This window comes from Hyphomicrobium sp. (genome assembly GCF_036262015.1).
Classification (GTDB): Bacteria; Pseudomonadota; Alphaproteobacteria; order Rhizobiales; family Hyphomicrobiaceae; genus Hyphomicrobium_C.
The window spans coordinates 284653-308501 of the sequence record NZ_DATAJR010000008.1 but is presented as its reverse complement, the minus strand read 5'-3'; the positions used below and the strand labels follow the sequence as shown (position 1 = coordinate 308501).

The 23849-nt window shown below is 61.9% G+C and carries 22 protein-coding genes and 2 pseudogenes; 17 read left to right on the top strand and 7 right to left on the bottom strand.

Annotation, left to right across the window (positions count from 1 at the left end):
• Positions 1-47 precede the first annotated feature (47 nt).
• The 3 genes from VHO05_RS10160 to VHO05_RS10150 all read left to right on the top strand — a co-directional run bounded on the left by VHO05_RS10160 (position 48) and on the right by VHO05_RS10150 (position 2515).
• The gene (locus VHO05_RS10160; RefSeq protein WP_329647504.1) at positions 48-629 is read left to right on the top strand and encodes a YqaA family protein; all 582 of its coding nucleotides are present in this window, start codon (positions 48-50) and stop codon (positions 627-629) included.
• Positions 630-662: 33 nt separating this feature from the next.
• Positions 663-1184 carry a disulfide bond formation protein B gene (locus VHO05_RS10155; protein WP_329646464.1) on the top strand — a complete coding sequence of 174 codons (522 nt, stop codon included), beginning with the start codon at positions 663-665 and terminating at the stop codon, positions 1182-1184.
• A 1115-nt stretch (positions 1185-2299) separates the two neighbouring features.
• Positions 2300-2515, top strand: coding sequence for a hypothetical protein (locus VHO05_RS10150; RefSeq protein ID WP_329646463.1), 216 nt, complete (start codon positions 2300-2302; stop codon positions 2513-2515).
• A 145-nt stretch (positions 2516-2660) separates the two neighbouring features.
• Here the strand turns inward: VHO05_RS10150 and VHO05_RS10145 are convergent, their stop codons facing one another.
• Both VHO05_RS10145 and VHO05_RS10140 read right to left on the bottom strand, forming a co-directional pair.
• On the bottom strand, positions 2661-3221 hold the full coding sequence (locus VHO05_RS10145) for an HNH endonuclease (protein ID WP_329646462.1): 561 nt from the start codon (positions 3219-3221) through the stop codon (positions 2661-2663).
• A 177-nt stretch (positions 3222-3398) separates the two neighbouring features.
• Positions 3399-4085, bottom strand: a complete 687-nt coding sequence (locus tag VHO05_RS10140; RefSeq protein WP_329646461.1) for a DNA-3-methyladenine glycosylase 2 family protein — start codon at positions 4083-4085, stop codon at positions 3399-3401.
• Between the two features lie 62 nt (positions 4086-4147).
• On the opposite strand from VHO05_RS10140, the gene VHO05_RS10135 reads away from it, so the two are divergent.
• The 4 genes from VHO05_RS10135 to VHO05_RS10120 all read left to right on the top strand — a co-directional run bounded on the left by VHO05_RS10135 (position 4148) and on the right by VHO05_RS10120 (position 8016).
• Positions 4148-4693, top strand: a complete 546-nt coding sequence (locus VHO05_RS10135) for a hypothetical protein (RefSeq protein ID WP_329646460.1) — start codon at positions 4148-4150, stop codon at positions 4691-4693.
• A 25-nt stretch (positions 4694-4718) separates the two neighbouring features.
• Positions 4719-5621 (top strand): tRNA glutamyl-Q(34) synthetase GluQRS, encoded by a 903-nt coding sequence (gene gluQRS / locus VHO05_RS10130; RefSeq protein WP_329646459.1) that lies wholly within the window; start codon positions 4719-4721, stop codon positions 5619-5621.
• 82 nt (positions 5622-5703) lie between these two features.
• A complete protein-coding gene (locus tag VHO05_RS10125; protein ID WP_329646458.1) occupies positions 5704-7215 on the top strand; it encodes a DUF1287 domain-containing protein in 1512 nt (503 codons plus the stop codon).
• 255 nt (positions 7216-7470) lie between these two features.
• Positions 7471-8016, top strand: a complete 546-nt coding sequence (locus tag VHO05_RS10120; protein WP_329646457.1) for a hypothetical protein — start codon at positions 7471-7473, stop codon at positions 8014-8016.
• Between the two features lie 13 nt (positions 8017-8029).
• Here VHO05_RS10120 and VHO05_RS10115 read toward each other — a convergent pair whose 3' ends face one another.
• Entirely contained in the window at positions 8030-9397 is a 1368-nt protein-coding gene (locus VHO05_RS10115) for a penicillin-binding protein activator (RefSeq protein WP_329646456.1), read from the bottom strand.
• A 334-nt stretch (positions 9398-9731) separates the two neighbouring features.
• Between VHO05_RS10115 and rsmI the strand changes: the two genes are divergently transcribed.
• The 7 genes from rsmI to gshB all read left to right on the top strand — a co-directional run bounded on the left by rsmI (position 9732) and on the right by gshB (position 15038).
• On the top strand, positions 9732-10658 hold the full coding sequence (rsmI, locus tag VHO05_RS10110; protein WP_329646455.1) for a 16S rRNA (cytidine(1402)-2'-O)-methyltransferase: 927 nt from the start codon (positions 9732-9734) through the stop codon (positions 10656-10658).
• A 5-nt stretch (positions 10659-10663) separates the two neighbouring features.
• Complete coding sequence (locus tag VHO05_RS10105) at positions 10664-11053, top strand: YraN family protein (RefSeq protein ID WP_329646454.1); 390 nt, start codon at positions 10664-10666, stop codon at positions 11051-11053.
• A gap of 138 nt (positions 11054-11191) precedes the next feature.
• A complete protein-coding gene (locus VHO05_RS10100; RefSeq protein WP_329646453.1) occupies positions 11192-11716 on the top strand; it encodes an SRPBCC family protein in 525 nt (174 codons plus the stop codon).
• Between the two features lie 281 nt (positions 11717-11997).
• On the top strand, positions 11998-12657 hold the full coding sequence (locus VHO05_RS10095) for a pyridoxamine 5'-phosphate oxidase family protein (RefSeq protein WP_329646452.1): 660 nt from the start codon (positions 11998-12000) through the stop codon (positions 12655-12657).
• A gap of 160 nt (positions 12658-12817) precedes the next feature.
• Positions 12818-13201 carry a hypothetical protein gene (locus VHO05_RS10090; protein WP_329646451.1) on the top strand — a complete coding sequence of 128 codons (384 nt, stop codon included), beginning with the start codon at positions 12818-12820 and terminating at the stop codon, positions 13199-13201.
• Between the two features lie 166 nt (positions 13202-13367).
• Entirely contained in the window at positions 13368-13982 is a 615-nt protein-coding gene (locus tag VHO05_RS10085; protein WP_329646450.1) for a DUF4239 domain-containing protein, read from the top strand.
• Between the two features lie 102 nt (positions 13983-14084).
• Entirely contained in the window at positions 14085-15038 is a 954-nt protein-coding gene (gshB, locus tag VHO05_RS10080) for a glutathione synthase (protein ID WP_329646449.1), read from the top strand.
• A gap of 198 nt (positions 15039-15236) precedes the next feature.
• Here gshB and VHO05_RS10075 read toward each other — a convergent pair.
• The 3 genes and pseudogenes from VHO05_RS10075 to VHO05_RS10065 form a co-directional block, all read right to left on the bottom strand.
• Positions 15237-15695: pseudogene (locus VHO05_RS10075) on the bottom strand (autotransporter outer membrane beta-barrel domain-containing protein); the annotation flags it as partial.
• Between the two features lie 444 nt (positions 15696-16139).
• A complete protein-coding gene (locus VHO05_RS10070) occupies positions 16140-16916 on the bottom strand; it encodes a hypothetical protein (RefSeq protein WP_329646448.1) in 777 nt (258 codons plus the stop codon).
• 443 nt (positions 16917-17359) lie between these two features.
• Positions 17360-18619 (bottom strand): MFS transporter, encoded by a 1260-nt coding sequence (locus tag VHO05_RS10065; RefSeq protein ID WP_329646447.1) that lies wholly within the window; start codon positions 18617-18619, stop codon positions 17360-17362.
• Between the two features lie 461 nt (positions 18620-19080).
• Here VHO05_RS10065 and VHO05_RS10060 point away from each other — a divergent pair, with 461 nt between their 5' ends.
• The 3 genes and pseudogenes from VHO05_RS10060 (at position 19081) to VHO05_RS10050 (ending at position 22884) form a co-directional block, all read left to right on the top strand.
• Positions 19081-19287 (top strand): hypothetical protein, encoded by a 207-nt coding sequence (locus tag VHO05_RS10060; protein ID WP_329646446.1) that lies wholly within the window; start codon positions 19081-19083, stop codon positions 19285-19287.
• Between the two features lie 279 nt (positions 19288-19566).
• On the top strand, positions 19567-21285 hold the full coding sequence (locus VHO05_RS10055) for a SulP family inorganic anion transporter (protein WP_329646445.1): 1719 nt from the start codon (positions 19567-19569) through the stop codon (positions 21283-21285).
• Positions 21286-21358: 73 nt separating this feature from the next.
• Positions 21359-22884 (top strand): annotated as a pseudogene (locus VHO05_RS10050) (YifB family Mg chelatase-like AAA ATPase).
• Between the two features lie 64 nt (positions 22885-22948).
• Here VHO05_RS10050 and folD read toward each other — a convergent pair.
• Entirely contained in the window at positions 22949-23824 is an 876-nt protein-coding gene (folD, locus tag VHO05_RS10045) for a bifunctional methylenetetrahydrofolate dehydrogenase/methenyltetrahydrofolate cyclohydrolase FolD (protein WP_329646444.1), read from the bottom strand.
• Positions 23825-23849: the final 25 nt, after the last annotated feature.

The window sequence follows — 23849 nt, the reverse complement described above, 5'->3', positions numbered from 1 at the left end:
CCCCGCTGCCACTAAGCACGCCGGTGGCGTTTCCGGGGAGCACCGACATCATGCGGCGGTTGTACGATTGGGTGATGGCAAAGGCCAGCGACGAGCGCGCGCCTCACGCCCTGTTCTGGGTGTCCTTCATCGAAAGCTCGTTCTTCCCCATCCCGCCGGACGTCATGCTGGTGCCGATGGTGCTGGCCAACCGCCTCAAGGCTTGGTGGTACGCAACCGTCGCCACCATCGGGTCCGTCATCGGCGGCGTCGCGGGTTACGCGATCGGCTACTTCTTCTTCGAGCAGATCGGCCGCCCCATTCTGGAATTCTATGGCAAGTCCGAGGGCTTCGCCGATTTCCAGCACTGGTTCAACGAGTGGGGCGTTTGGATTCTCATCATCAAAGGCATGACGCCCTTCCCCTACAAGGTGCTGACCATCACCGCGGGCGTGACCCACATGCCGCTGCTTGAGTTCATGTTGGCGAGCGTCATCGCGCGGGCCATGCGGTTCTACCTGGTTGCCGGCCTCCTCTATTTCTTTGGCGAACCCATCCGCGACTTCATTGAAAAGCGCCTGAGCCTGCTGACCACGATTTTCGTGGTTCTGCTTGTACTTGGCTTCGTCTCCATCAAGTATGTGTTCTAGTTGACCGGCCAAACGCCGCTGCGGAGCGTAAATATGATGCTGTCGTCCGACTCCCCCGAGAAGAGCGCGGCCTATCGCTACGGCGGACTGACCCTGTTCTTCGCAACCGGCATCATTCTGGGGGCGCTCGCATTCGAGTATCTGGGCGGCTTGGCGCCTTGTCCGCTGTGTCTGATGCAGCGCTACGCGTATTACGCTGCGATCCCCGCGCTCTTCATCGGCATGGCGCTCGTTTCGGAAATGCCGCGCCTTGCGGCGCTGATCTTCTTCGCCGTCGCCCTTGCCTTCCTCGCCAATGCCGGCCTCGGCGTCTATCACGCGGGCGTGGAATGGAAATTCTGGCCTGGACCCGACACGTGCGCGACGGCTCAGACCCTCCCGACGTCGGCGTCCGATCTCCTGAATGGGCTCTCCGAAACCCACGTCGTCCGATGCGACCAAGCCGCCTGGACATTCATGGGGTTATCGCTCGCAGGCTGGAACGTGATCGCGTCGCTGCTCGCGTTCACCGGCGCGCTGAAAGCCGCCTCGCTCGCGGCATTCGCCCGAACCTGAAACCAGAGTCATTTCAAGCACTCAGGTTATCAACAAGCGATAGTGCTCGAACAATTATCGAGCCGCCGTAAGCTCTTGCGCACGTCGCATGTGGCAGTGTCGCATCAAGTCAAGATCATATCTCCGGCCAGCCAACTTTGCGCCCTCGCGTGGCCACAGTGTCACGGTTAAGTGTTCTCATTCGCGGAACACAAAAGGAACTTATGGTGTGAGCGTACCGCGTAGGGAGGAAATGGCGAACGAGGGTGTGTCCAATCGGAGTGATCAGCGCGAGCGCCTTGTGATCGGCGCAGCCTGGACTGTCTCTCCCGGTACTGCCCCATTCAAAGTTTTCGAAGACAGGAAAGAGCATCAACACTCCTTCCAAAGGTTATCAACAAGAGTCCGTTCCGCTAGCCGGAACCCTTCGAGTAGGCGTTGCGTCAATTGCGTACCGAGTGCCGTTGCGTTGCGTAAGCGTACCCCAGAGTTGCGTACCGAAGTGCTGCGTACCCCAGTCTTGCGTTCCCTAGTCCTGCGTACCGAAAAGTTGCGTACCCAGTTGCGTCCATGCGTACCGCGTAGTGTTGCGTCAGCGTATCCCCCAGCATCATCCCCCAAGAGCACGCTCGCCGGCGTGTTCGAAAGAATGAAGCGAGCCGCCCGGGCCCAAAAGGTCTCGCGTATCTCGGAGCGGCTCGCGCCCCAGTTCAAATCCTCGGCGCCTCCAGCGGAGGCTGCTCGTTGGCTCGCGGCAAAGCGTGTGCGTGAAAGCGAGAGAACGATCGAGGGCAGTGAGAGTGAGTAAAGTCTATGCCCTGCGAAGACAATGTATGGCGTTCGTTGCATGACGTGATCGGTGCCGTGCTCGAGAGTGCGCGAGACGGCAACTACGACCCGGCAACGGACGGCAGCGCTGAATAACACGGGAACAGGCCGAACCCGAAGTTTTGCGTATTTCGGCCGTGAGATTGGGAAGCCAGACGATCGGCTTCCAACGAGTAGGCAAGCATACCGGACACCTGACATCAGTCCCAGTTGGTGCCGCATGTACCGGTCGCGCGTAGCGGCACTGAAGAGCGCTGGTGTGCTTGCCGAAACTCTCTTGCGTAACAGTTGAATATCAGGAGCGATCGATGATCCCCGAGCACATCAATCCCATGCAATGGCATCAGGCTGTCGGCGTTGCGCGCCAGTCCTGCGCTCGCTTTTTCCGCGACGGCGGAACGGCAACGGACGCCATCCGCGCCTTCGGCGCCGAAACGGCAACCGCCGATGCAGCCGATTGGAGCAAGGCCGTCGAAGCCATCGCCCGTGTTCTCTGCGCAAAGCCCGAGAAGCGCGCCGCCTAAGCCGCGCTCCAGGCACGATGTTCGTTAGACCTTCCAATCTTGGCCCCTCGCAAGAGGGGCCTTTTTTCTTCGCGCAGCATCGAAAGGACGCGCAGTCTGACCGGGCGATCTTCGAAAAACTTGCGGAACAGGATTGGAACGCTGCCTACGGCTCGAGCTCGGTATCCCAATAGAGATAATCGAGCCAGCTATCGTGCAGATAGTTGGGCGGGAACAGTCGGCCGTTCCGGTGCAGCTCGAACACCGTGGGCCGGTACGGCATCTGGTAAGGGCGCATGCCGGCATCCCACGGCATCGCGCCGCCCTTCTTGAGATTGCAGGGGGCGCACGCTGTCACGACATTGTCCCACCGCGTCTGACCGCCACGCGAGCGTGGGATCAGATGGTCGAACGTCAGATCTTCGCGGCAGCTGCAGTACTGGCACGAGAAGCGATCGCGCAGGAACACGTTGAACCGCGTGAAGGCCGGATAAAGCGCTGGCTTGACGTAGGTTTTGAGCGAAACGACGCTCGGTAGCCGCATCTCGAAACTCGTGCTCCGGACCGTGCGGTCGTATTCGGAGACGATGTTGACGCGATCCAAAAATACGGCCTTCACCGACTCCTGCCAGCTCCAGAGCGACAACGGGTAGTAGCTCAGGGGCCGGAAGTCGGCGTTGAGAACCAGTGCCGGGAACGAGTCCGGCGTGGCAGCATGAGCATTCACAAGCTTGCTTCCAGTCGGTTCGACGAATCGGGGCGTCACCCCCGCTTTCGGGTGCGGATACTAGCGACGCATGTCAGCTCTGTGAAGCTCCAGGATTCTACGGGAACTTTTTGTCGGTCATCGCTGCGATACTCCTCAAAATACGGGCGAAATCGCCAATCGGATGACAATCCCGCTTCAGGCCCGGTGGACGTAGAACGCCCAAAGGAGCCGGGCGGCCACGCCACGCCACGGTCTCCAGCGCTCGGCGATCTCGACGAGGTCCTGCGCGGATGGGCGGCAATCGAGGTCCAATGCACGCTGCGCCGCGATTTGAAGCGCGAGATCACCGGGTGCAAACCCGTCCGCGTGTCCGAGGCAGAACATCGTGTAGATGTCCGCCGTCCAGGGACCGATGCCAGTAATGCCGAGCAACGCCTCCCGTAAGGTTTCGTCCGACTGTCGTTCGTCGAGCCGAAGCGCACCGGACCGGACGGCTTCGGCCGCAGCCCGCAACGTCCGGACCTTTCCTTGCGAGAGCCCAGCGCCCCTGAGCGTTGCATCGCTCTGCGCTAGGAGCGTCGGCGCATCGAACGGGTCGACGGCAACGACCACACGCTTCCAGATGGCAGCCGCACTCGCAATCGAGAGCTGCTGACCGACGACGACTTGCGCAAGCCCGACAAAACCCGACGCGTTACGGCGCAACGGCGGATCGCCGACGAGGTCGTGAATGCGCCGCATCGACGGGCAAACCTTCCTCAACGCAATCGCGCCGGCACGAATGTCGGCGATCGTTTCTATCGTCCGCGGCTTGATGGGCTTTGCTTTGTGTGGACGAGTTGCCTTCTGCACGATGCTCGCACGCTCCACGCTTTTCGACACGCACCGCTCAAAGTAGGGTGAAGTGCTTCAGAAGGAAACGTCTTGTGTGCATGGAGGGGCGTATGAGGCAGATCAGGAAAGGTCGCAGCACATCGTTGTTGTTGATGTTCGTTGCTGCGTGGATCGCCGGCACTGCCGCATCCGCCGCTCATGCCGGGGCGAAACTCAAGCAATGGCAAACAATCTCGAACGAGCGGTACGGATTTGAGATCGCTTACCCGGGATCGGTCTTTACCGAGCGCCAAGGAACGCCATCCCTGGATGGCCAGGTTCTTATCTCCCACGATGGAGGCGCGCGCCTCCTCGTTGGCGCGTTTCCGAATGACTCGGACGCCACGTTGGCCGAGTATCGCGCGCAAATCCTATCCGAAAGCTACCAGGGCGCAGAAATCGACTATGCCCCCATGAAAAAGCGTTTTTTCGTGCTGTCCGGCACACGTGGCGACACGCACTTCTATGAGCGCGTGAGCTTCACCTGCGATGGGAGGCTGATCAACAGTTGGGCCTTGCTCTATCCGGTTTCCGAACGGCATATCTACGACCCGATCGTGGAAGCAATAGCGCCCACCTATTCGCCGGGCGCAGGGCGCACGGGCCAATGCGATTGATGGGTTGCGAGAGAAAGCCCTCTCTATGAGTGCGAGACCTGTGCTGCGTTTTGCGCCGAGCCCCAACGGCGAGCTTCACCTCGGCCATGCGTTCTCGGCGATGGTCGGCTTCGATATGGCTCAGCACCTCGGCGGCCGCTTCCTCGTCCGCATTGAGGACATCGATACCACCCGCTGCCGCGAAGAGTACGTGACCCAGATCTTTGAAGATCTCCGATGGCTCGGCATCGAATGGGAAGAGCCCGTGCGGCGGCAGAGCGAGCACTTCACCACCTACAGCGCGGCCTCAGACTGGTTGCTAAAGCTGGGACTTCTCTATCCCTGCTTTGCGACGCGCTCCGAAATCAGCGAAGCCACCGAGCTCAATCCGCATCTCACAGATCCCGACGGCACACCGCTCTATCCCGGTCTGCACAAGAACCTTCCGAAAGAGGAAGTGGCCGTGCGCCTCACACGCAACGAGCCGTTCGCGCTACGCATCCACATGGACCGCGCGCTCGACGCGCTGGAAAGAATTACCGGCGCACGCACCGTCACTTTCACCGAGCTGGATGGTGCGGGCCACCCCCAGCATATCGAGATGAACCCCGCCGACTGGGGCGATGCGGTCATTGTGCGTAAGGATGTTCCGGCAAGCTACCACCTCGCAGTCACAGTCGATGATGCACGCCAGCGCGTAACTCACGTCACCCGGGGCCGCGATCTCTACGCTGCCACCAGCCTGCACCGCCTGCTGCAAGCGATCCTTGGCCTCCCCGAGCCCATCTATCATCACCACCGGCTCTTGACGGACGGGCAGGGCAACAAGCTCTCCAAGAGCGCCAGGGATACATCCCTGCGCTCGCTGCGGGAGGCCGGAGTGGATGCGTTGCAGATCCGACAACGCGTGGGACTTGCCAGCAACGAAACCGCCGCAAATGGTACGTAAACTAATTTTTCCGATGGTGAGACATTGGGTTATCGCGTAAAGTTCACGTATTGATTTCCCGTACTTTTATCGGGCTCTCGAGGTGAAGAAGCCACGCCAGCCAAAGCCGAAGGCAAGGGCCCGCCCGAGCAGCGTGGCGGCGATGCCGGTGCGCGTCCACCAGCTCTCCCATGAGCCCGTCCCGTTGGACGGCGTCCTAGATAACGCTCAGAAGAAACTGGCGGGCCTCGCACGCGCAAGCTCGGCCCTGGTCCAGCGCACCCGCGCCGGCGTGACAAGCTTCGCTCATCGCCTCGCAGACTATGACGTCAGGCCGACATTGCGCCGCCTGAGAGCAGACATCCGCTCGCTCGCTCTGCCCTACTCGCATGACGAACGTGAAGCGCTGGCCCTGCTTTTCCTGCCCTTCCTCCTGGTGGCGTCCGCGATGGTTGTCCACCAGTCGGTACGCACCTTGCAGTCCCTTCTCGTTGCCGTTTCAGCCCCCGAGACGGAGCTTTCGCCGGTACGCCCTGGCTCAGTGAGCGCCCCACTGGTGCTCGGACCAGCCCCAATCGTGCGCGAGACAACGCCTGATTTGGCCACCTTGGCAGCGGTCAGCGGCATTCCACCCGAACAGCAGGTTGCGAGGTCAGCCGGTGTGCCGCTCGTTCCAGTCCGGCTGGGTCAGCCGATAAAAGCTCCGGCCACTTCTGATCTGCAACAGCGGCCCGTGCGAATGACTGAGCTGGCACCAGCACAATCGCAATTGACCCTTTCGCGCGCAGCCAGGACGGACCTCGTTATGCTGGCCCCGTCTCCGGTACCCCCCGGCAGCATCCGGCCGGCCGGCCCAGACCTCATCGACGCCTACGAAGCGGATGACGAGGGCAACCTAATACTCCCCGGCATTTGCTCGATCGAGAATGGCACGCAGTCCGTTGCGAAAACCCCGATCCCCATTGACCCTTCATCGAGCGCCGAGGAATTCGGTCTTCGCCTCGCCGCCGCAGCGGAAACTCAGGTCGCAAATTTCGTAATCTACAACGATGCCTACCGCACTATTCCCTTTCCCATGGGAGACGTGAACCCGCTGTTCGGCGTCTGCACCGACGTTGTCATTCGCGCCTACCGTGCCTTGGGCATCGATCTTCAACCCCTTGTCCATGAGGCACGTACGGGCTCCGGGGATACCAGCATCGACCACCGGCGCACGGAAGTTCTGCGCCGCTTTTTCGCAAAGGAAGGCGAAAGCCTGCCCGTCACCTCGTTCCCGGAAGACTATCGTCCTGGCGACATCGTCACCTACCATCGTCCGCAGAACCGGCGCAGCCAGGCGCACATCGCCATGGTGTCCTCGGTGATCGCACCATCTGGACGCCCGATGATCGTGCACAACCGCGCTTGGGGACCGCAGTTGGAGGACGCCCTGTTCGTCAACGAGATCACGGGGCACTACCGCTATCGCGGCCCCACTTCGACCCGCAACGCCCGCCAAGACGGCGCCCCCGTCACGACGCGACCGGGCCGTCGACCTGCCGGCGCATCGTCGACGGTCGTCCCGACCTCATGGGGACGCGAACCGAACGGAGCCTCGGGCGTTTCAGGCAAGTGAACGGCGGTGGGCACCGTTCGTGTCCACATCGCCGGTCATCCGAATTTTCGCATTAACGAATAATTAGCTCTCCATTTTCAGTATCAATTTCCAGAAGTTGTATGTTGCGAAAAACCATACGGCACGAAACAGACTTGCATAACGCAGCGAATAAGCTCAGCTTTCCAGCGCCCACCGAAACGCTGCGAAAGCCATCTGCGCCGCAAAGCGCGGTCGCGACTTTTGCGTTGACTCTACAGCACACGGAAACTTTGAATGCTGGGATTCCGCATAAACCCGCCAGGTCCCTTCTGGCTCGAAGATTTCATCTTCTTCGTCGTTGACGAAACGCGCCGGCTGCCCGAGCGGGTTTCGAAAGCGGCTGGCGAGATCCGCAAACGCGCCGCCCGGGCAACCGAGTCCGCACGCGCGGCTATCGGTCCCGCAATTTCTTCACGTCGAGAGGTTGTAGCCGCTCAGGCACGGCAGAGTTCCCCGATCCTCGCACGAGAGGAAGACCGCCTTGAAGAGATCGAGGCCTGGAGTCTCGCCACGGAGCCTTTGACGGCCGTCGGCACCGGCGCAACTGCCGCCGTCGCGCTGCACGAGACCGCCGGCGAACAGCTGGATGCCCTATCGTATGTGCTGGACCGCATTCGCGACGATGTGCGCCCGCTGATGACCTATGCCGCCCTCCAGGGCGAAGGCGTGCACCAGCTCAACACCCAGGCCGCGCTCGACACCTCCATCGAAGCCCTGCTCGCCCTGTCACGCACCAACGCCGCCACCCGGCCCAAAAACCGGGTCCTTACGGCCGCCTGATCTTCGTTCGACGCTATTGGGCGCCCGCCGCTGACACCCGCCCATCCGGAGGCTGAACAGCCTGCGGTGGATCGAGCACATTGCCCCCGAACGTCTGAAGCTCGAGCACGGCAAGCCCACGCTCGGACAGCCCATCGGCGCGGAATCTCAAGCTGCCATCGACGCCGGTGAACCCGGCGGGCCGCGTCAACGCCTCGACCGTAAACCGCTGTCCCGGCTCCGCCGAGGACAACGTGATGGCGACGCTGACGGCGTCGTAGGCCAGACTCGCCAGCCGCGGCGGCGCTTGCCCGAACGATCGCGTGAAGCGCTGAGAGAAATCCGCCCAGCCATGCGGATCGGGGCCAGGATACCAGCCGCGAACAAACGCCGGACTACGGCCGGCATTGGGCGTATCCCAACCGCCCGTTCCGAGAAGCTGAAGCCGGTCGCTGCTGATACCCGCATAGGTCAGGATCGGATCGATCTGCGGCAGCATCTCGGCTCCTGCCGCCACGAGCAAAGCATCGATCGGCACGGCCGAATCCGCACTTTGCTTCACCTCGTCGGCAAGCGCACGGACCGGCGCCAGCATGGCGTTGGGTTCGAGAGGGTAGCGGCTGACGCCGGCCACCGTACCGCCGCTGCGCTCGACCGCGCGTCGGAAAGCAGGTTCGACCACTTGGCCGTAGGCGTCATCCGGCACCAACGCCGCGAAACGTTTCTTGCCACGGACAGCGGCGTAAGCGACGACCCGCTCGATCTCCTGCTCGGGCAGCACGCTCATGAGATAGACGCCATTGCCCGCAACGCGCCGATCGTTGGAAAAGGTGAGCACGGGAACATTGGACTTGCGCGCAACCGGCGCAACAGCGGATGCAGCGGCTCCAGTCAGCGGTCCAACAATGATTTCCGCGCCCTCGGAGATAGCCTCTTGCGCCGCCTGAGCCGCACCCTGAGGCGACCCCTTGTCATCCTTGACGATGAGCTGGACGAGCGGATTGTCGAGCTCGAAGAGAGCGAGTTCACCCGCCTGCTTCATCCCCTTCGCCGTGATCGCATTCGGCCCGTAACCCGAGACGGGAAGCAGCATGCCGATGCGAACTGGTTTTTTCGGTTTGCCATCCTCAACCGGTGGCTTCTGCTCGCTCAGCGCCGAAGTCGGATTGGCCCCGCCAAGATTCGTGGCGCAGGCGGCAACCAAAGAACCGGCGATGGCAACGGCGGCAAGAGAGCAGACACAACGGACACGAGCGCGAAGTGCGGACACCCAGCCCCGCCCGCGCACCGCGGGTCCGGCATCGGTCCTGTTTGCGATCCTCTGCGGGCGGCGAAACAGCGTCGTCACGCGGGAAGCACCATGACCATGTCGGCAGCGATCTCTCTCAACGTTCGCGGCCATGGGCGGCCTCGCGCAGTTTTGAGCGCCCTGGTTACAGGGCGCGACCGGCAGGGTGAAGTGAATTGTGTCACGGCGTTAGCAATATGTCCTGGATTTTCCACCACGAAAGGCGCGAAGAAAGGGGCCGCGACTTGGTGCTGGGGGACCGTAGTGTCCCGATTCCGAAGTTCGCCTCAGTTCGTTCCTAGGGACCGAGCGAACTTCGGAATCAAAGGGACACTACCAAGTCTATGATTGGCTAGTGTGATTCAGACCGAGAAATTCGCTTGGCACCTTGCCGCCAATGATGGCGAATTTCTCGATCATCACACTAGTCCCCGTTACAGGCGGAATGATGAACGACGAGACTTCTGAAATTGCGATGGTAAATGCGGCTGCGATCGCAGGGCGTGCATCGTTCGAGCTCGAACGCCAGCTTGCGCTGCCGCACCCTCCGGGTCTTTACCTCGTCGCTACACCGATCGGACATCTCGCCGACATGACCCTTCGCGCCATCGCAACGCTGGCCCGCGCCGACGTGGTTTATTGCGAGGACACGCGCCACAGCCGCACCCTCCTTGCGCACTATGCGATCCGCGCGCCGCTTCGCCCCTATCATGAGCATAACGCCGAGGAGCAGCGGCCTCGGATCCTGAATGAGCTCGCCGACGGGAAGGTCGTGGCGCTTATCAGCGACGCGGGAACACCCCTGGTGTCCGATCCCGGCTTCAAGCTCGTCCGCGAGGCTGCGGCGCATGGCCATGCGGTCGTCTCCGTGCCCGGACCATCTGCCTCGCTCACCGCTTTAACCGTGTCCGGATTGCCGACGGACGCCTTTTTTTTCGCGGGATTTCTTCCCGCCAAGGAAGGCGCGCGCAGAACACGTCTGGCGGAGCTGGCGGCAGTTCCCGGAACGCTCGTTTTCTTCGAGGCCCCCACACGCACCGCCGCGACACTGGCCGACCTCGCACACGTGCTTGGCGACCGCGAAGCAGCCGTCGCGCGCGAGTTGACCAAGCTGCACGAAGAGGTCCGCCGGGGTTCGCTCTCGACGCTCGCCCGTGACACGGCAGAAGAGGCATTGAAAGGCGAAGTCGTGATCGTGGTGGGACCACCCGCTGCCGGCGATGTGGACGACGCGGCCATTGAAGCGAGCCTTGCGCGGGCTCTCGAGACGTTGAGCATCCGCGATGCCTCCCGCATGGTGTCCGAAACGCTGAAGGTACCCAAGGCGCGGGTGTACGATCTCGCGCTTGAATTGAAACGTCGCGACCCCAGGTGAAAACGGTGCCGTCGCGTCTCAAACCGATGGACGGAGACAGACGGCGGGAGGAGCGCCAAGCCCGGGATCGCCGTGGCAGACAGGCCGAATGGTTGGCTGCTCTCGCTTTGCGGTTGCGTGGCTATCGCATCCTTGCGCGAAGAGAAAGGACACCGCTTGGCGAGATCGACCTCATTGCCGTTCGCGGTCAGCGCCTCGCATTCGTAGAGGTCAAGCGGCGTGCGACGCTCGAAGCCGCGGAAGCCTCTATCAGCGCCGCCCAGCGCACACGCATCCGGCGCGCGGCGAGCCTTTGGCTCGCTCAGAACCCCCGCTACCAGGCCCACGCGCAGGGTTACGACCTTATCTTCCTGATAGGCCGCCGCTGGCCACGCCATCTCGAAAACGCGCTCTGACAGCAGACTTGGTTCGACGACGGACTACACTAAAACACGAACATGTGTGATTGCCAGGTCTTCCCGTCCGTACCCGTGATGTCTTATACGCTACACTGTAACAAACGCATGCCGAACGAGGCCCTTGGAGGAGACACGATGAGAACTTCGATTGCCGCGCTGATGCTGGCCGCTGGGGCCGTGGCCGTAGGAGCCGGAACCGCTTCCGCCGCAAGCCTCGTTTCGGCGAAGAAGCTCGAGATCAATGTCGACGAGACGAAGACCGAAGCCGAGCGCAAGGCGCTCTGGGAAAAGATCGGCGGCTGGTGCGCGATCAAGGACTGGCACCCTGCCGTTGCCGCTTGCGATGAGAGCAAGGAAGGCGACGCCACGTTCCGCACGCTGACACTCAAGGACGGCGGGAAGATCAAGGAGAAGCTCGTCGATACGGGCACGACGAGCTACCGCTACGAAATCATCGAAAGCCCGCTTCCGGTGAAGAACTATGAAGCGCAGTTCTCGGTGACGCCCGACGACGACGACCTCGACGAGATCAACGTGAGCTGGAGCGCCACCTACGACCCGGCCGACGGCAAGGAAGACAAAGAGGCCCGCAAGGTCATCGATGGCATCTTCAAGGACGGCATCGAGAGCATTAAGGCCAAGTTCGTCGCCAAGAAATAGTCCGATCCTCGCGGACAACACCGGACAAACCCAAGGATGCGATCCCGCGATCGCATCCTTTTTTGTATGCGGTACCCGCGGAGGCCGGTGCCGAGTGAGCGGATGATGGTGCGGCGAGCGCACGCTGCGATTGACTTCGAGCGCAAAACCTCTTCATCCGCCGTCTGCGGACGGGGCCACTGCCCGCGGGTGACACGATAGGCAATCAGTTTTTTTCGGCTAGTATGATCCCCGAACAAAACCGACAAAAAATCCAAAACAGACAACGGAGGAAGCCTCCCATGAGCCGCCTTTATGGGCCCCAGCATCGCGAGTTTCAGGACGCGTTCGAGAGCCGTGCGATGGCCGACCGCGTAGAAGCCATCGCGGCTAAGACCGAGATCGACGACATGGCACGCGCCTTCATCGAAAGCCGCGACATGTTCTTTCTCTCAACGGTCGACCACCAGGGACGGCCGACGGTCTCCTACAAGGGCGGCGACCCCGGCTTTGTCCGCGTGCTCGATGCGACGACAATTGCTTTCCCGAGCTACGACGGCAACGGCATGTATTTCTCGATGGGCAACATCAACGCCCATCCGCAGATCGGTTGCCTCTTCATCGCTTTCGATCGCCCGTTCCGCTTGCGGCTTCAGGGCCGCGCGGAGGTGCTGAGGGAGGGCCCGTTGCTGGGTCTCTTCAAGGAAGCGGAATTGGTCGTGAAGGTCGCCGTGGAAGACGTCTGGATGAATTGCCCGCGCTACGTCCATCGCTACGAGAAAGTCGCCGCGTCTCGCTACGTGCCACGCGCCCAAGCAGAAACGCCGCTCTGCGAGTGGAAGCGCATCGACGGGCTGCAGGACATCCTTCGTCCGCACGAGCTGTCTGCTGTCGAAAACGCCGGACACATCTCCCTCGATGAGTGGATGGGTCACGTCCTGGCGGGCGACGAAAAGGCCTGAGATCGACGCTCAGCATCCTTTTGCTCTGCATGAGACTCGCGGCGTGGTGGTCATGAGCCGTCAAGATTAACGGCACGAGACCACCACGCGGATTGCAATGGCAAGGACACCCACGATTGATCCGGCTATGATGCTCTGTGCCGGGATCATGGAGTGTACCATGCGTATGACCTGGGGCTTACCGTTGTGCGGCCTCTTGACCGCAGTCGGCCTTTCAACGAATTCGGGAATGGCCCTGGCCCTTCCTGCCACCGCCGGTGCGGCTTCGAAACATGAGACGGCGACCGTCGAAGTCGGAGACCGCTGGTATCGCGATTACGAAGACGACGACTATTACTATCCGCCGGAATACTACCTACCTCCGCCGCCACCGCCGCCCCCAGTCGCACGCGTCGTACCACCGCCGGCTGCCGTCTATGAACCGCCGGTCTATGGTTGGATCTCGCCGCCGAGGCCGTCAAATTGCGGCAAGTATCGCTATTGGAACGGAGAACGCTGCGCCGATGCGCGGTTCGATCCGCCTTACGTGGGGCCGCGCTGGTAGGGCGCGCTGTTTCCGTCGTTAGTGTCGGGCCGGAAAGATGCCAATGCTGGTCTTCTGCACTGTCCTTGCGTGCACATTCGGTGCGACGCTCATTGCTGCCTACATCGCACCCACACTTCCAAAGGAGAACTTGACCGGTCCCTCGAAGGAGGTCGTGCACGCCTTCATGGCCGTCGTCGCCCTGCTGGCGGCCGTGATCCTTGGCCTGCTGATGTATGCGGCCAAGACATCCTTCGACAACAAAGATGCTGAGTTCCGGCACGCCACGGCAAAACTTGTCCTTCTTGATCGCGTTCTTGCGCACTATGGCCCTGAGGTGTCCAACGCGCGAAAGCAGTTGCGCGCAACCGTCGAACGGAAGCTTGCAGAGTCTGAACCCGGCCCGAAAGTAAGCAAGCAGGGCGGCTTCGCCGTCATCGAGCTGGTCCAAGACGAGCTTCGCGGCCTGACGCCGTCCAATGAAGGTCAGCGCTGGATTCAGAAACGGGCTCTCGACTTGAGCAGCGAGATTGCAGAAACTCGCTGGTTCCTGGTCGACGATCTCGACAGCAGCATGCCAACACCATTCCTCGTAATTTTGGTGTTCTGGCTTGCCCTCATCTTCTTCTGCTACGGGCTGTTCGCACCGCGAAACGCCACGGTATTAACGATAGCCTTCCTGTGCGCGGTCTCTCTGGCCGCATCCGTGTACCTCGTGCTTGAGATGGACAATTCTCTTGAAGGTCCGATCTCCATCTCGCTCGAACCCCTGCGCAAGGCCCTGGACCACATGGGCAAGTGACGAAGCCGCACCGCAGGTCCGGTGATCCGGCCGTTCTTGCGCACCCGTAGCCAACTCGTGCTAATCCTTCGCCCCGAGTCCAGCCAATCCCGAGAGACCTCCATGCAGCTTCGCATTGCCTGCCAGATGGATCCCATCGAGCGCATCGACATCCGCGGCGACAGCACCTTTGCTATTCTGCTCGAAGCCCAGCGGCGCGGGCATGAGATCTTCTACTATACGCCCCCCAATCTTGCACTCGAAGGCGACAAGCTACTCGCGCGCGGCCACGATCTGAGCGTGGTCGACAAGGAAGGCGCGCACTTTCAGCTCGGCAGTGCGCGCCGCGAAAACCTTGCGGACTGGGATGTCGTCCTGCTGCGCCAGGACCCGCCGTTCGACATGGCGTACATCACGACGACGCACCTTTTGGAGCGTATTCACCCGAAGACGCTTGTCGTCAACGATCCGGCGCATGTGCGCAACGCACCTGAGAAGATTTTCGTCCTCGACTTCCTGGACCTGATGCCCGCAACGCTGGTCACACGCTCCCTTGACGACGTGCTGGCGTTCAGGCGTGCCCACAAAGACATCATCCTGAAGCCTCTCTACGGCAACGGCGGCGCAAGCGTGTTCCGCATTCGCCCAGAGGACACCAACCTCGCCTCTCTCATCGAGTTGTTCCAGACGGTGTTCCGCGAACCTTTCATGGTGCAGGAGTATCGACCAGAAGTCCGCGCCGGAGACAAACGCATCATCCTGGTGGACGGAGCGTATGCCGGCGCCGTCAACCGCGTACCGGCGGACGGCGAAACGCGCTCGAACCTGCACGTCGGCGGCACGGCCGCCAAAACCGAGCTTACCGAACGCGAGCGCGAGATTTGCGCGCGTCTCGGACCAGAACTCAAACGCCGCGGCTTGATCTTCACTGGCATCGACGTGATCGGCGGCTATCTCACCGAGATCAACGTCACTTCGCCAACCGGCATCCGCCAAGTGAAGGCCTTCGGCGGCGCCGATATCGCCGCTCTTATCTGGGATGCCATCGAGAGCAAAGTGGCATCGAAAGCACGCTGACACTCACCGCACACCGCCGTTGCGACTGCTTTGGTTCGGCGGAGCCAAAGAAGAGAGCCGCCCGCTTTCGCGGGCGGCTCGGGCAAGGAAAGAACGGTGGTGTAGACCCAGTAGAACGACGGGGGCATCCTACCAGTTGGGTCTAAGCCCGCCCCGTTCCTTGCCAGCGCTTTCTTCTCTACGCCTTCAGCTTGCTGCTCAGTAGCGAACCGTCAGCTGCGCCGAGCCGATATGCGCGACGAAATCTTCGCGAACGTTGGCATCGTAGTTGAGCTGGAAGGTGGACTCGGCACCGATCGTGGCCAGCAGGCCGACGCCGAGTGCAGCTGAGTCACGCCCGACCCCGGGGCCAGCGGCCGTAAAAGTGCCGCCGCCCGCCGCGAAGCTCGCGGTCACGACCTGGGCCGTGTCCGAGAACTCGTGCAACCACACGGCCCGCGCTTCGAGCACCGTATCGTGAGCGATCGGCATCAACGCCTTCACACCCAGGCCGGACACGAGCGAGTCGTTGCTCTGACTGTCGATGGCGAGCGCCATCCCAGAACCACTGGCCTCGGTATAACCGTCCTGATCGAGATATGAGTAGGTCAACGATGCGACCGGCGTCAGCACGGAGCCTCCACCGGCGCGCATGGGCGCACCGAGTTCGACTGCCGCGTTGTACTGGTTTCACCGAAAGCACGGCCCCACAGTGCACTTCCTCCCGACGGCACACCCTCATCGATCGTCGAGGTGGCTGATGTCAACGGACGGAAGCGATCCGGATCTCAATGATCTGGCGGTCGCCGTGCAGAACCTCACCGAGGAGGACGAGGTGCGCCAGGCGGGCGAACAGCTGAAGCCGGAAACCAACTTCGCAACGCAGCAGGCGGCCATTACGCTGAACCAGGCGGTCGGACAGCATATCGATACGCGTCTCGCTTCGGTCGGCGCGACGGGCTCCAACGGCAGCTTCGCTCAGCCGTCGGGTCTTGGCATGAAGCAGAAGGATCCCAATCGCTCGAACCTGGGCGGTGCCGGGGGCTCAACCAAGACGACGGTGACGCCGGTCATCGACCACGTTGTTCACAGCGGCGAGTGGTTCCTTGTCGCCAAGGAGCTTTACGGCGGCCAGCTTCCTGGCGTCGAGGGCAATACCGTTCTCGTTTCGTGGGAGATCGACAAGAACGCCAGCAACGCGCTTGTCGTGGGCTCGACCGTCGCCGACGCCTCGATCATCGATGGGTTATCGAAACCGGGTGTCGCGACTCTCAACGCACTGATTTCCTCCTCGTTATTGTAGATGCCCGCGGCGATGCCGAGCGTGCCGGTGGTACCGAATCCGTCCTTTGCCGTGATGGCACCAGCCGTCGTGACAGCGATGTTCGTCAGAGGGCCGCGCTGGACCGAGATCGTTCCGGTGTTTTCGATCGTCCATGCCTCCGCATCGTTCTGCAGAAACACACCCGCGACCTCGCCAAGACCCTTGTGAGATGCGGAAATCGATCCGGAGTTCTCAAGAAGCCACTCTTCGATCCCGTAGGCGTCCGAACCCTTCATGCCGTACACGCGAAACTGCGTGTTCCCCGCGCTCAGCGTATCCAGGCTCGCGGCGATGTTATTGGAGTTCTCGACGACGGCCTCGCCGTCGTTCCCCGGCGTTGCCATTACCTTGACGGTGTAATTTCCATCGGTGGACGAGGCGCCCGTTGTCGAGAAATCGACGGAGTTATTGAACGGGATCTCGGAATCGTCCGTGCAGACGATGGTGCCCCCAACGGCACCCGAGCAAGCCGCGATCGCCTGATGCGAAACGGTCGTGCTGAGCAGGAACGCGAGCGAAGCCGATACCGAAACGGCAAAGATGCGTCGCGTCGTGGTGTACGCAAAACGAGTCATATCCTCCCCCATCAAAGGATGTTGGTACTGCTAGTTCGGATTTTTGATTTTTGTGAACGTTTTCAGCGCCTTGGAACGCTAAAGCGGCCCAGCTTTAGGGCCAGGGTCTCCGGAAGCGCCTATTGGAAGATTTTTGCGCGAAAGCGCGATCGGGCGTGTCACAGAGTACGCAATACATATCCCCTCCCGCCGAAGTCCCTCAGGAAGACTTCCGAGTGGCGCCGTGAGCTAATGAACCTTAGCCACGAGAACACCATAACGTTACACGCTCGAAAAGTGGCGGGATACCTTGGGTTTGGGAATAGGAGGAGTTCCCTACTTACGTAATAGTCCGGAGATGAGCATTAACCGTTGCAAAAGTATGACAAGGCCCCCGGCAACCCTAGGGTGCACGAACTAGGGAGAACAATTTTTCGCATCGCCGCAGAAACGCAAAAACACGTCTACGCGGCGTCTTTTATGGGCACACCACTCTCCGCCTGAACGCTCAGCGGATCGAAACTCGTCACCGTCTGCGCAGCGATGACAGCCTCCGCATACTCCACGCGATCAGCTGCAGCGACGGGATGCCGCCGCGTCATGCGCCAGATCACATACCCGATCAAAAGAAGATGGGCGCCCGCGGTGAACACGTAGAGCGAGGGCGACTGCATGTAATGACGCGCCAGCGAGGCCATCAACGGACCGATGGCGGCGCCGATCCCGTAAGTAAGAAGCAGTCCGCTCGACATCTCCACGTAGTCGGACGGCTCAGCGAAATCGTTGGCGTGCGCGACGGCCAGCGGATAGAGCGGAAAGGCGCCTGCGCCGAACAATGCGCCCGTGGCAATCATGAGACCCCGATCTCCCGCCGGCACGAACAGGACTGCAACAGCAGCAACCACGGCGATTGTCGCAGCAACGACCATGACGATGCGCCGATCCGTGCGATCTGACAGCAGGCCGAGCGGCCACTGCGCCAGTGCACCGCCCAGCACAACGGCGCTCATGTAAAGTCCCACGTCAGCGGCCTGCAAACCCTGGTTCTGCGCGAACACCGGACCGAGGGACCAGAATGCACCGTTTGCAAGACCGACCGCGAAGCAGCCTGCGACGCCGACCGGCGAAATTGCGTAGAGCCTCTTGAGACGCGGCCGTACGAACTCCGCTGGAGGTGGAGTGGTGGAAATCGTGAATGCAACCGGCAGCGCTGCGAGCGAGACCAGAATGGAGGCGACGCCGAACAAGACGAACGATTGCGGATCACCGAGGCCAATCATCATCTGGCCAGCAGTGATCACCGTGAGATTCACGATGGTGTAAACCGAAAACACCATGCCGCGGGTTGTGTTGTCGGACTTCGCGTTGAGCCAGCTCTCGATCACGATGTAGAGCACGGCGAAGCAGAACCCCGTAAAAGCGCGCAGCACCCACCACATCACCGGATTGATCTCCATCGCGTGCAACAGCGGCACGATGGACGCAAGCGACGTCATGGCGAGGAAGGCACGGATATGTCCCGCGCGCCGCACGACCGACGCCCCCTGGATGCAGCCCAAGGTGAAGCCGACGAAATAGGCGCTGCCGAGCAGACCGAGCTCGAGCGGAATGAAATGTTCGATATTCGCGCGAATGGGCAGCAGCGTTCCTTGCAAGCCGTTGCCCGCGAGCAGAAACGCGACGCTGATCAGAAGCGCTGAAACCGGTGAAATGGCCGCGGCCACAGAGGTGCGCGAAGTGGAAGCGTCAAGTGATGCAACGCATGAGCGATTCAACGGAAATGTCCCCGCAACATCGTAGATCGAGCCGATAACCCCTCGTGCCCGCTGGGTTTCTATCGGTCGACGTGTTGCAGATCGACGTTGTCGAGAATGAGGAAACTGTGAGGTGAATTGGAGAAGCCGGGTGCGATGTTGTCGCAAGGCGATCGGCGCACCACCCGCCTGGCATCCGGCTCGCCCGAAGCGCTCGATGCTGCGGCATTCCATACACTGGAAACGCCAAGCCGAAATGCAAATCTGAATTGCTTGGTAGGGGCTGCGCGGACCTTCGCATAGGCTCTTCCGTTCGGATGGATCGCCGTACGTGACGAACGATGCGATCCCAACAACAAGAAACAAACGACTAGGGACCCCGGAACGCCTGGCTTGAGGAGCGCTCAACGCCAAGAAAAAAGGGTCCAACGATGATCGAGCTTGCCTTAGTCGCCTGCCTCACCGCCGAACCAACCAAGTGCAAGGATGTCGGCCTCGTCTACGACACCGAGAGCCTGACGCCGATGCAGTGCATGATGCGCGCGCAGCCGGAGATCGCGAAGTGGGTCGACGAGCATCCGCAATGGACGGTCAAGCGCTGGTCCTGCGGACCCGCAGGCAAGTTCGCCAAGATATGATCCCGCCGCCAACAAAAGACGCGCCGCCGTTCGCAGCGGCGACGCGTTTCTCCGTCACGGACCTTCAGTTCGCAAATGCTATCCGCTCAGCACGGTGGTAACCTTTCCGCAGGGCATAGATCCGGATCAAATGAAATCAACGCATTTTGCCTCATGATTTGAGGCGAAACGTTCGTTGCTATTGGCATCGCGTTCAAGACTGACCCAGAGGGCGGGACGCTATCAGACCATGATCGCTGCGGACGGCAATCCCGCTGCTCCTTGTTGGAGGGGGGTGGAGTGATAGAGGCGCCGACACCTATTCGACCACTCCGGCACACATCTCCGACCTTTGCAGAGCTTTTCACACCGAAGCTCGTCACGCTCCTACGCGAAGGATACGGCCGCAAGGATCTCGCAGCCGACGCGATAGCGGGCCTCACGGTTGCCATCGTCGCGCTGCCCCTCTCCATGGCCATTGCCATCGGCTCGGGGCTGTCGCCGGAAAAAGGCCTTTTCACTGCGATTGTCGGCGGCTTCATGATCTCCGCTCTCGGCGGCAGCCGCTTTCAGATCGGCGGACCGGCCGGCGCGTTCATCGTCCTGATCGCCAGCATCGTCGAGCGTCAAGGCTATGACGGCTTGGTGTTGGCAACCATCATGGCCGGGCTCATGATGATCATCGCCGGCTTCCTACGGCTCGGATCCTACGTCAAATACATCCCTCTGCCGGTCACGGTCGGCTTCACGGCCGGCATCGCCGTCATCATCTTCGCCAGCCAAGCGAAGGAGCTCCTGGGGCTGGACATCGCCCATGAACCTGCTGCCCTGGCGCCGAAGCTCGCTGCCATCTGGCGGGCGCTCGGCACCCTCAATCCGGCAGCAACCATTCTTTCCCTGATCGCCATCGCGCTTATCGTCGTGGTACGCCGGGTGCGTCCCAAATGGCCGGGCATGCTGATCGCCGTCGCCGTGACGGCAGGTATCGCCGCCGTTCTCGGGCTCGATGTCGCGACCATCGGCAGCCGCTTCGGCGGCGTTCCGCATATGCTTCCCGCGCCATCGCTCCCGGGCTTCGATCTCGCAAAACTCTCCGCGGTATTTCCCGACGCGGTCGCCATCGCCCTGCTCGGAGCCATCGAAAGCCTGCTCTCGGCCGTGGTGGCCGATGGCATGAGCGGCCGCAAGCACCGGTCTAATTGCGAGCTGGTCGCGCAAGGCGCAGCCAACATCGCCGCCGTCACATTCAGCGGTATGTGTGTGACCGGCACCATCGCTCGCACCGCCACCAACGTGCGCGCCGGAGCCGTAAGCCCGGTCTCTGGAATGCTGCACGCGGTCTACCTTCTCCTGTTCATGCTCGTCGCGGCACCTCTCGCCTCTTATATTCCTCTAGCAAGTCTCGGCGGCGTTCTCGCCGTAGTTGCCTGGAACATGGCCGAGAAGGAGGAGTTTGCGGGCCTGCTTCGTAGCTCAAGGGGCGACGCAACCGTCCTCATGGCCACGTTCCTGCTGACCATCTTCGTCGATCTGAGCATTGCCATCGCTGTCGGCGTGACGCTTGGCGCATTTTTGGTGCTGCACCGACTGGCCGAGGACGTGGCAATTGCCACCGGCAGCCCGCTCGTGGCGGAGGATCAGGCCGACGAAACCGGAGCATCTCGCACAGAGTACGACCCGTCTCAATACGGACGCGAGATCGTCGTCTATCGCATCTCTGGAGCGTTCTTCTTCGCAGCCACGGCCAGCGTGCGCGGCGTGCTCGACCGCATCGGCGAGCATCCCAAAGCGTTCATTCTCGATTTTGCTGACGTGCCGCTGGTGGATAGCACCGCCGCCAAAGCCCTGGAAGGCTTCGTGCACAAACTCGACCGTTCCGGAACGCGCGTCTACTTCACCTCCGCGCGCCCGGGCGTGCGGCGCACGCTTCTACAAGCGGGGCTTCGCACACCCCTCGTCACGTACGCAGCGAGTATTCCGGACGCCGTCAACGCCGCGCGCAACGCTACAGGATCTTGAACGGTTCTCACACCGTCGCGACGGATTTCAGGCGCGCAATCGTTTTCCTACGGATCAGATCCGGGGGCGTTCGATGTATGGAACCATCTCCACACTCGCGTTTGTCGGCGTGGAAGCGCGCGCTGTCGAGGTCCAAGTGCGCGTGACGCCAGGCGCACAGGCGTTCGCAATCGTCGGCCTGCCGGACAAAGCCGTCGCCGAAAGCCGCGAACGTGTGCGCAACGCTCTGCATGCGGTGGGTCTGGGCCTTCCCTATAAACACATCACCGTGAACTTGGCTCCGGCCGACCTCCCTAAGGAAGGCAGCCACTTCGATCTCCCGATCGTGCTCGCTCTCATGGTTGCAATGGAGGCCGTTGCGCCCGATGCGATAGAGCGTTACGCCGCCATTGGAGAACTGGCTCTCGACGGATCCATCCGCGCGGTGCCTGGCGGCCTTCCCGCCGCCATTGGGGCCAACGCCTTGGACAAGGGCCTCATCTGCCCTGCCGAATGCGGGCCCGAAGCAGCATGGGCAGGCGAGAACGTCAACATTCTCGCAGCGCCGCACCTGCTCTCCCTCGTCAACCACTTCAAAGGCCTGCAGACCCTTTCGCGTCCCCGGCCGGCACTTGACCGCGACCGCACGGCTTTGCCGGACCTGCGCGACGTTCGCGGCCAGGAAAGCGCCAAGCGCACGCTCGAGGTGGCGGCCGCCGGCGGACACAATCTCCTGATGATCGGTCCCCCAGGCTCGGGCAAATCGATGCTCGCGGCGCGCCTAGCTTCGATCCTGCCGCCGCTCTCACCCGAGGAGATGCTGGATGTCTCGATGGTCCATAGTCTCGCGGGCGAGCTGATGGGCGGCAAGCTCTGCACCGACCGGCCGTTCCGGTCTCCGCATCATTCTGCCAGCATGGCCGCGCTCGTCGGCGGCGGCACGCGTCCGCGCCCGGTGAGGCAAGCCTCGCGCACCTGGGCGTCCTGTTCCTCGACGAGCTGCCGGAGTTCCAGCCCGCCGTGCTGGATGCCTTGCGCCAGCCGCTCGAAACCGGCGAGCTCATCATCGCGCGCGCCAACCATCGTATTGCTTACCCCGCGCGGCTTCAGCTCGTTGCCGCCATGAACCCCTGCCGATGCGGCGGCGGTCCCGGGCAATCCTGCAAACGTGGTCCGCGTTGCGCGGCCGACTATCAGGCGCGCATTTCGGGGCCGTTGCTCGACCGCATCGACTTGCAAATTGAAGTACCAGCCATCTCCGCCGCCGACCTCACCTTGCCGCCGCCGAACGAAGGCAGCGCCGAAGTGCGGGCACGCGTGACAACTGCGCGCGAACTGCAGCGCCAGCGTTTCAAGGCCCACGGCACGGACAAGCTCCGCACCAATGCCGAATGTGTCGGACATCTATTGGAGAAGATTGCCCAGCCCGATGACGCCGGCCTCGCCCTCATCCGCCAAGCTGCGGACACCCTAAAGCTCTCCGCCCGCGGCTTTCACCGCACCCTGCGCGTCGCCCGCACCCTCGCCGACCTGGACGGCTCCGAAACCGTCGGACGCATTCACGTGGCCGAAGCCCTCTCCTATCGCGGTGAGACGCTGCGATCACAGACAGCCGCATGAACTGGCACAAAAAAGGCAGCAGGGAGAACCCCGCTGCCCAAACAAGCTGCCCCTCGGCCGCAGACTAATCCTTGATATTGTACTGGATTTTCGCGGCCGTGATCGTGTTCTGCAGCAGGCATGCAATGGTCATGGGGCCGACGCCGCCCGGAACCGGCGTGATGGCACCCGCCACCTCGGCGCACTCAGCATAAGCCACGTCACCAACGAGCTTGTTCTTGCCCTCGGGCGTCGTGATGCGGTTGATACCGACGTCGATGACGACCGCGCCCGGCTTGATCCAGTCGCGCTTCACCATCTCCGGAATACCGACAGCTGCCACCAGAAGATCGGCCCCGCGGCAGACGGCCGGCAGATCCTTGGTCTTGGAATGCGCCACCGTCACCGTGCAGCTTTCGCGCAGCAGCAGGGCCGCCATCGGCTTGCCGACGATGTTCGAGCGGCCGATGACGACCGCGTTTACGCCCCTGAGATCGGGGATGACCTTTTTCGCCAAAATGGCGGAACCCGTCGGCGTGCACGGCACGAGCGCGCGCTCGCCGATCCAGAGGCGGCCAACGTTCGTCGGATGGAAGCCATCGACGTCCTTATCGGGGTCGATCGAGTTCAAGACTTTCTCGGCGTTGACATGCTTCGGCAGCGGAAGCTGCACGAGGATGCCGTTGACGTTCTTGTTGGCGTTGAGGCGCTGGACAAGCGCGAGGATGTCGTACTCCGACGTATCGGCGGGCAGCTTGTACTCGAACGACTGCATCCCGGTTTCGACCGTCTGCGCAGCCTTGTTGCGAACGTAGACTTGGCTGGCCGGATCTTCGCCAACGAGAACGACCGCGAGGCCCGGCGTCAGATCGTGGCTCTTCTGGAGCGCCTTCACATCCCTGGCAACCTCAGCCCGCACCTCTGCGGCAATGGCCTTTCCGTCGATAACTTGGGCTGCCATAGGCGTCTCCCCTTCCTCTTTTTGC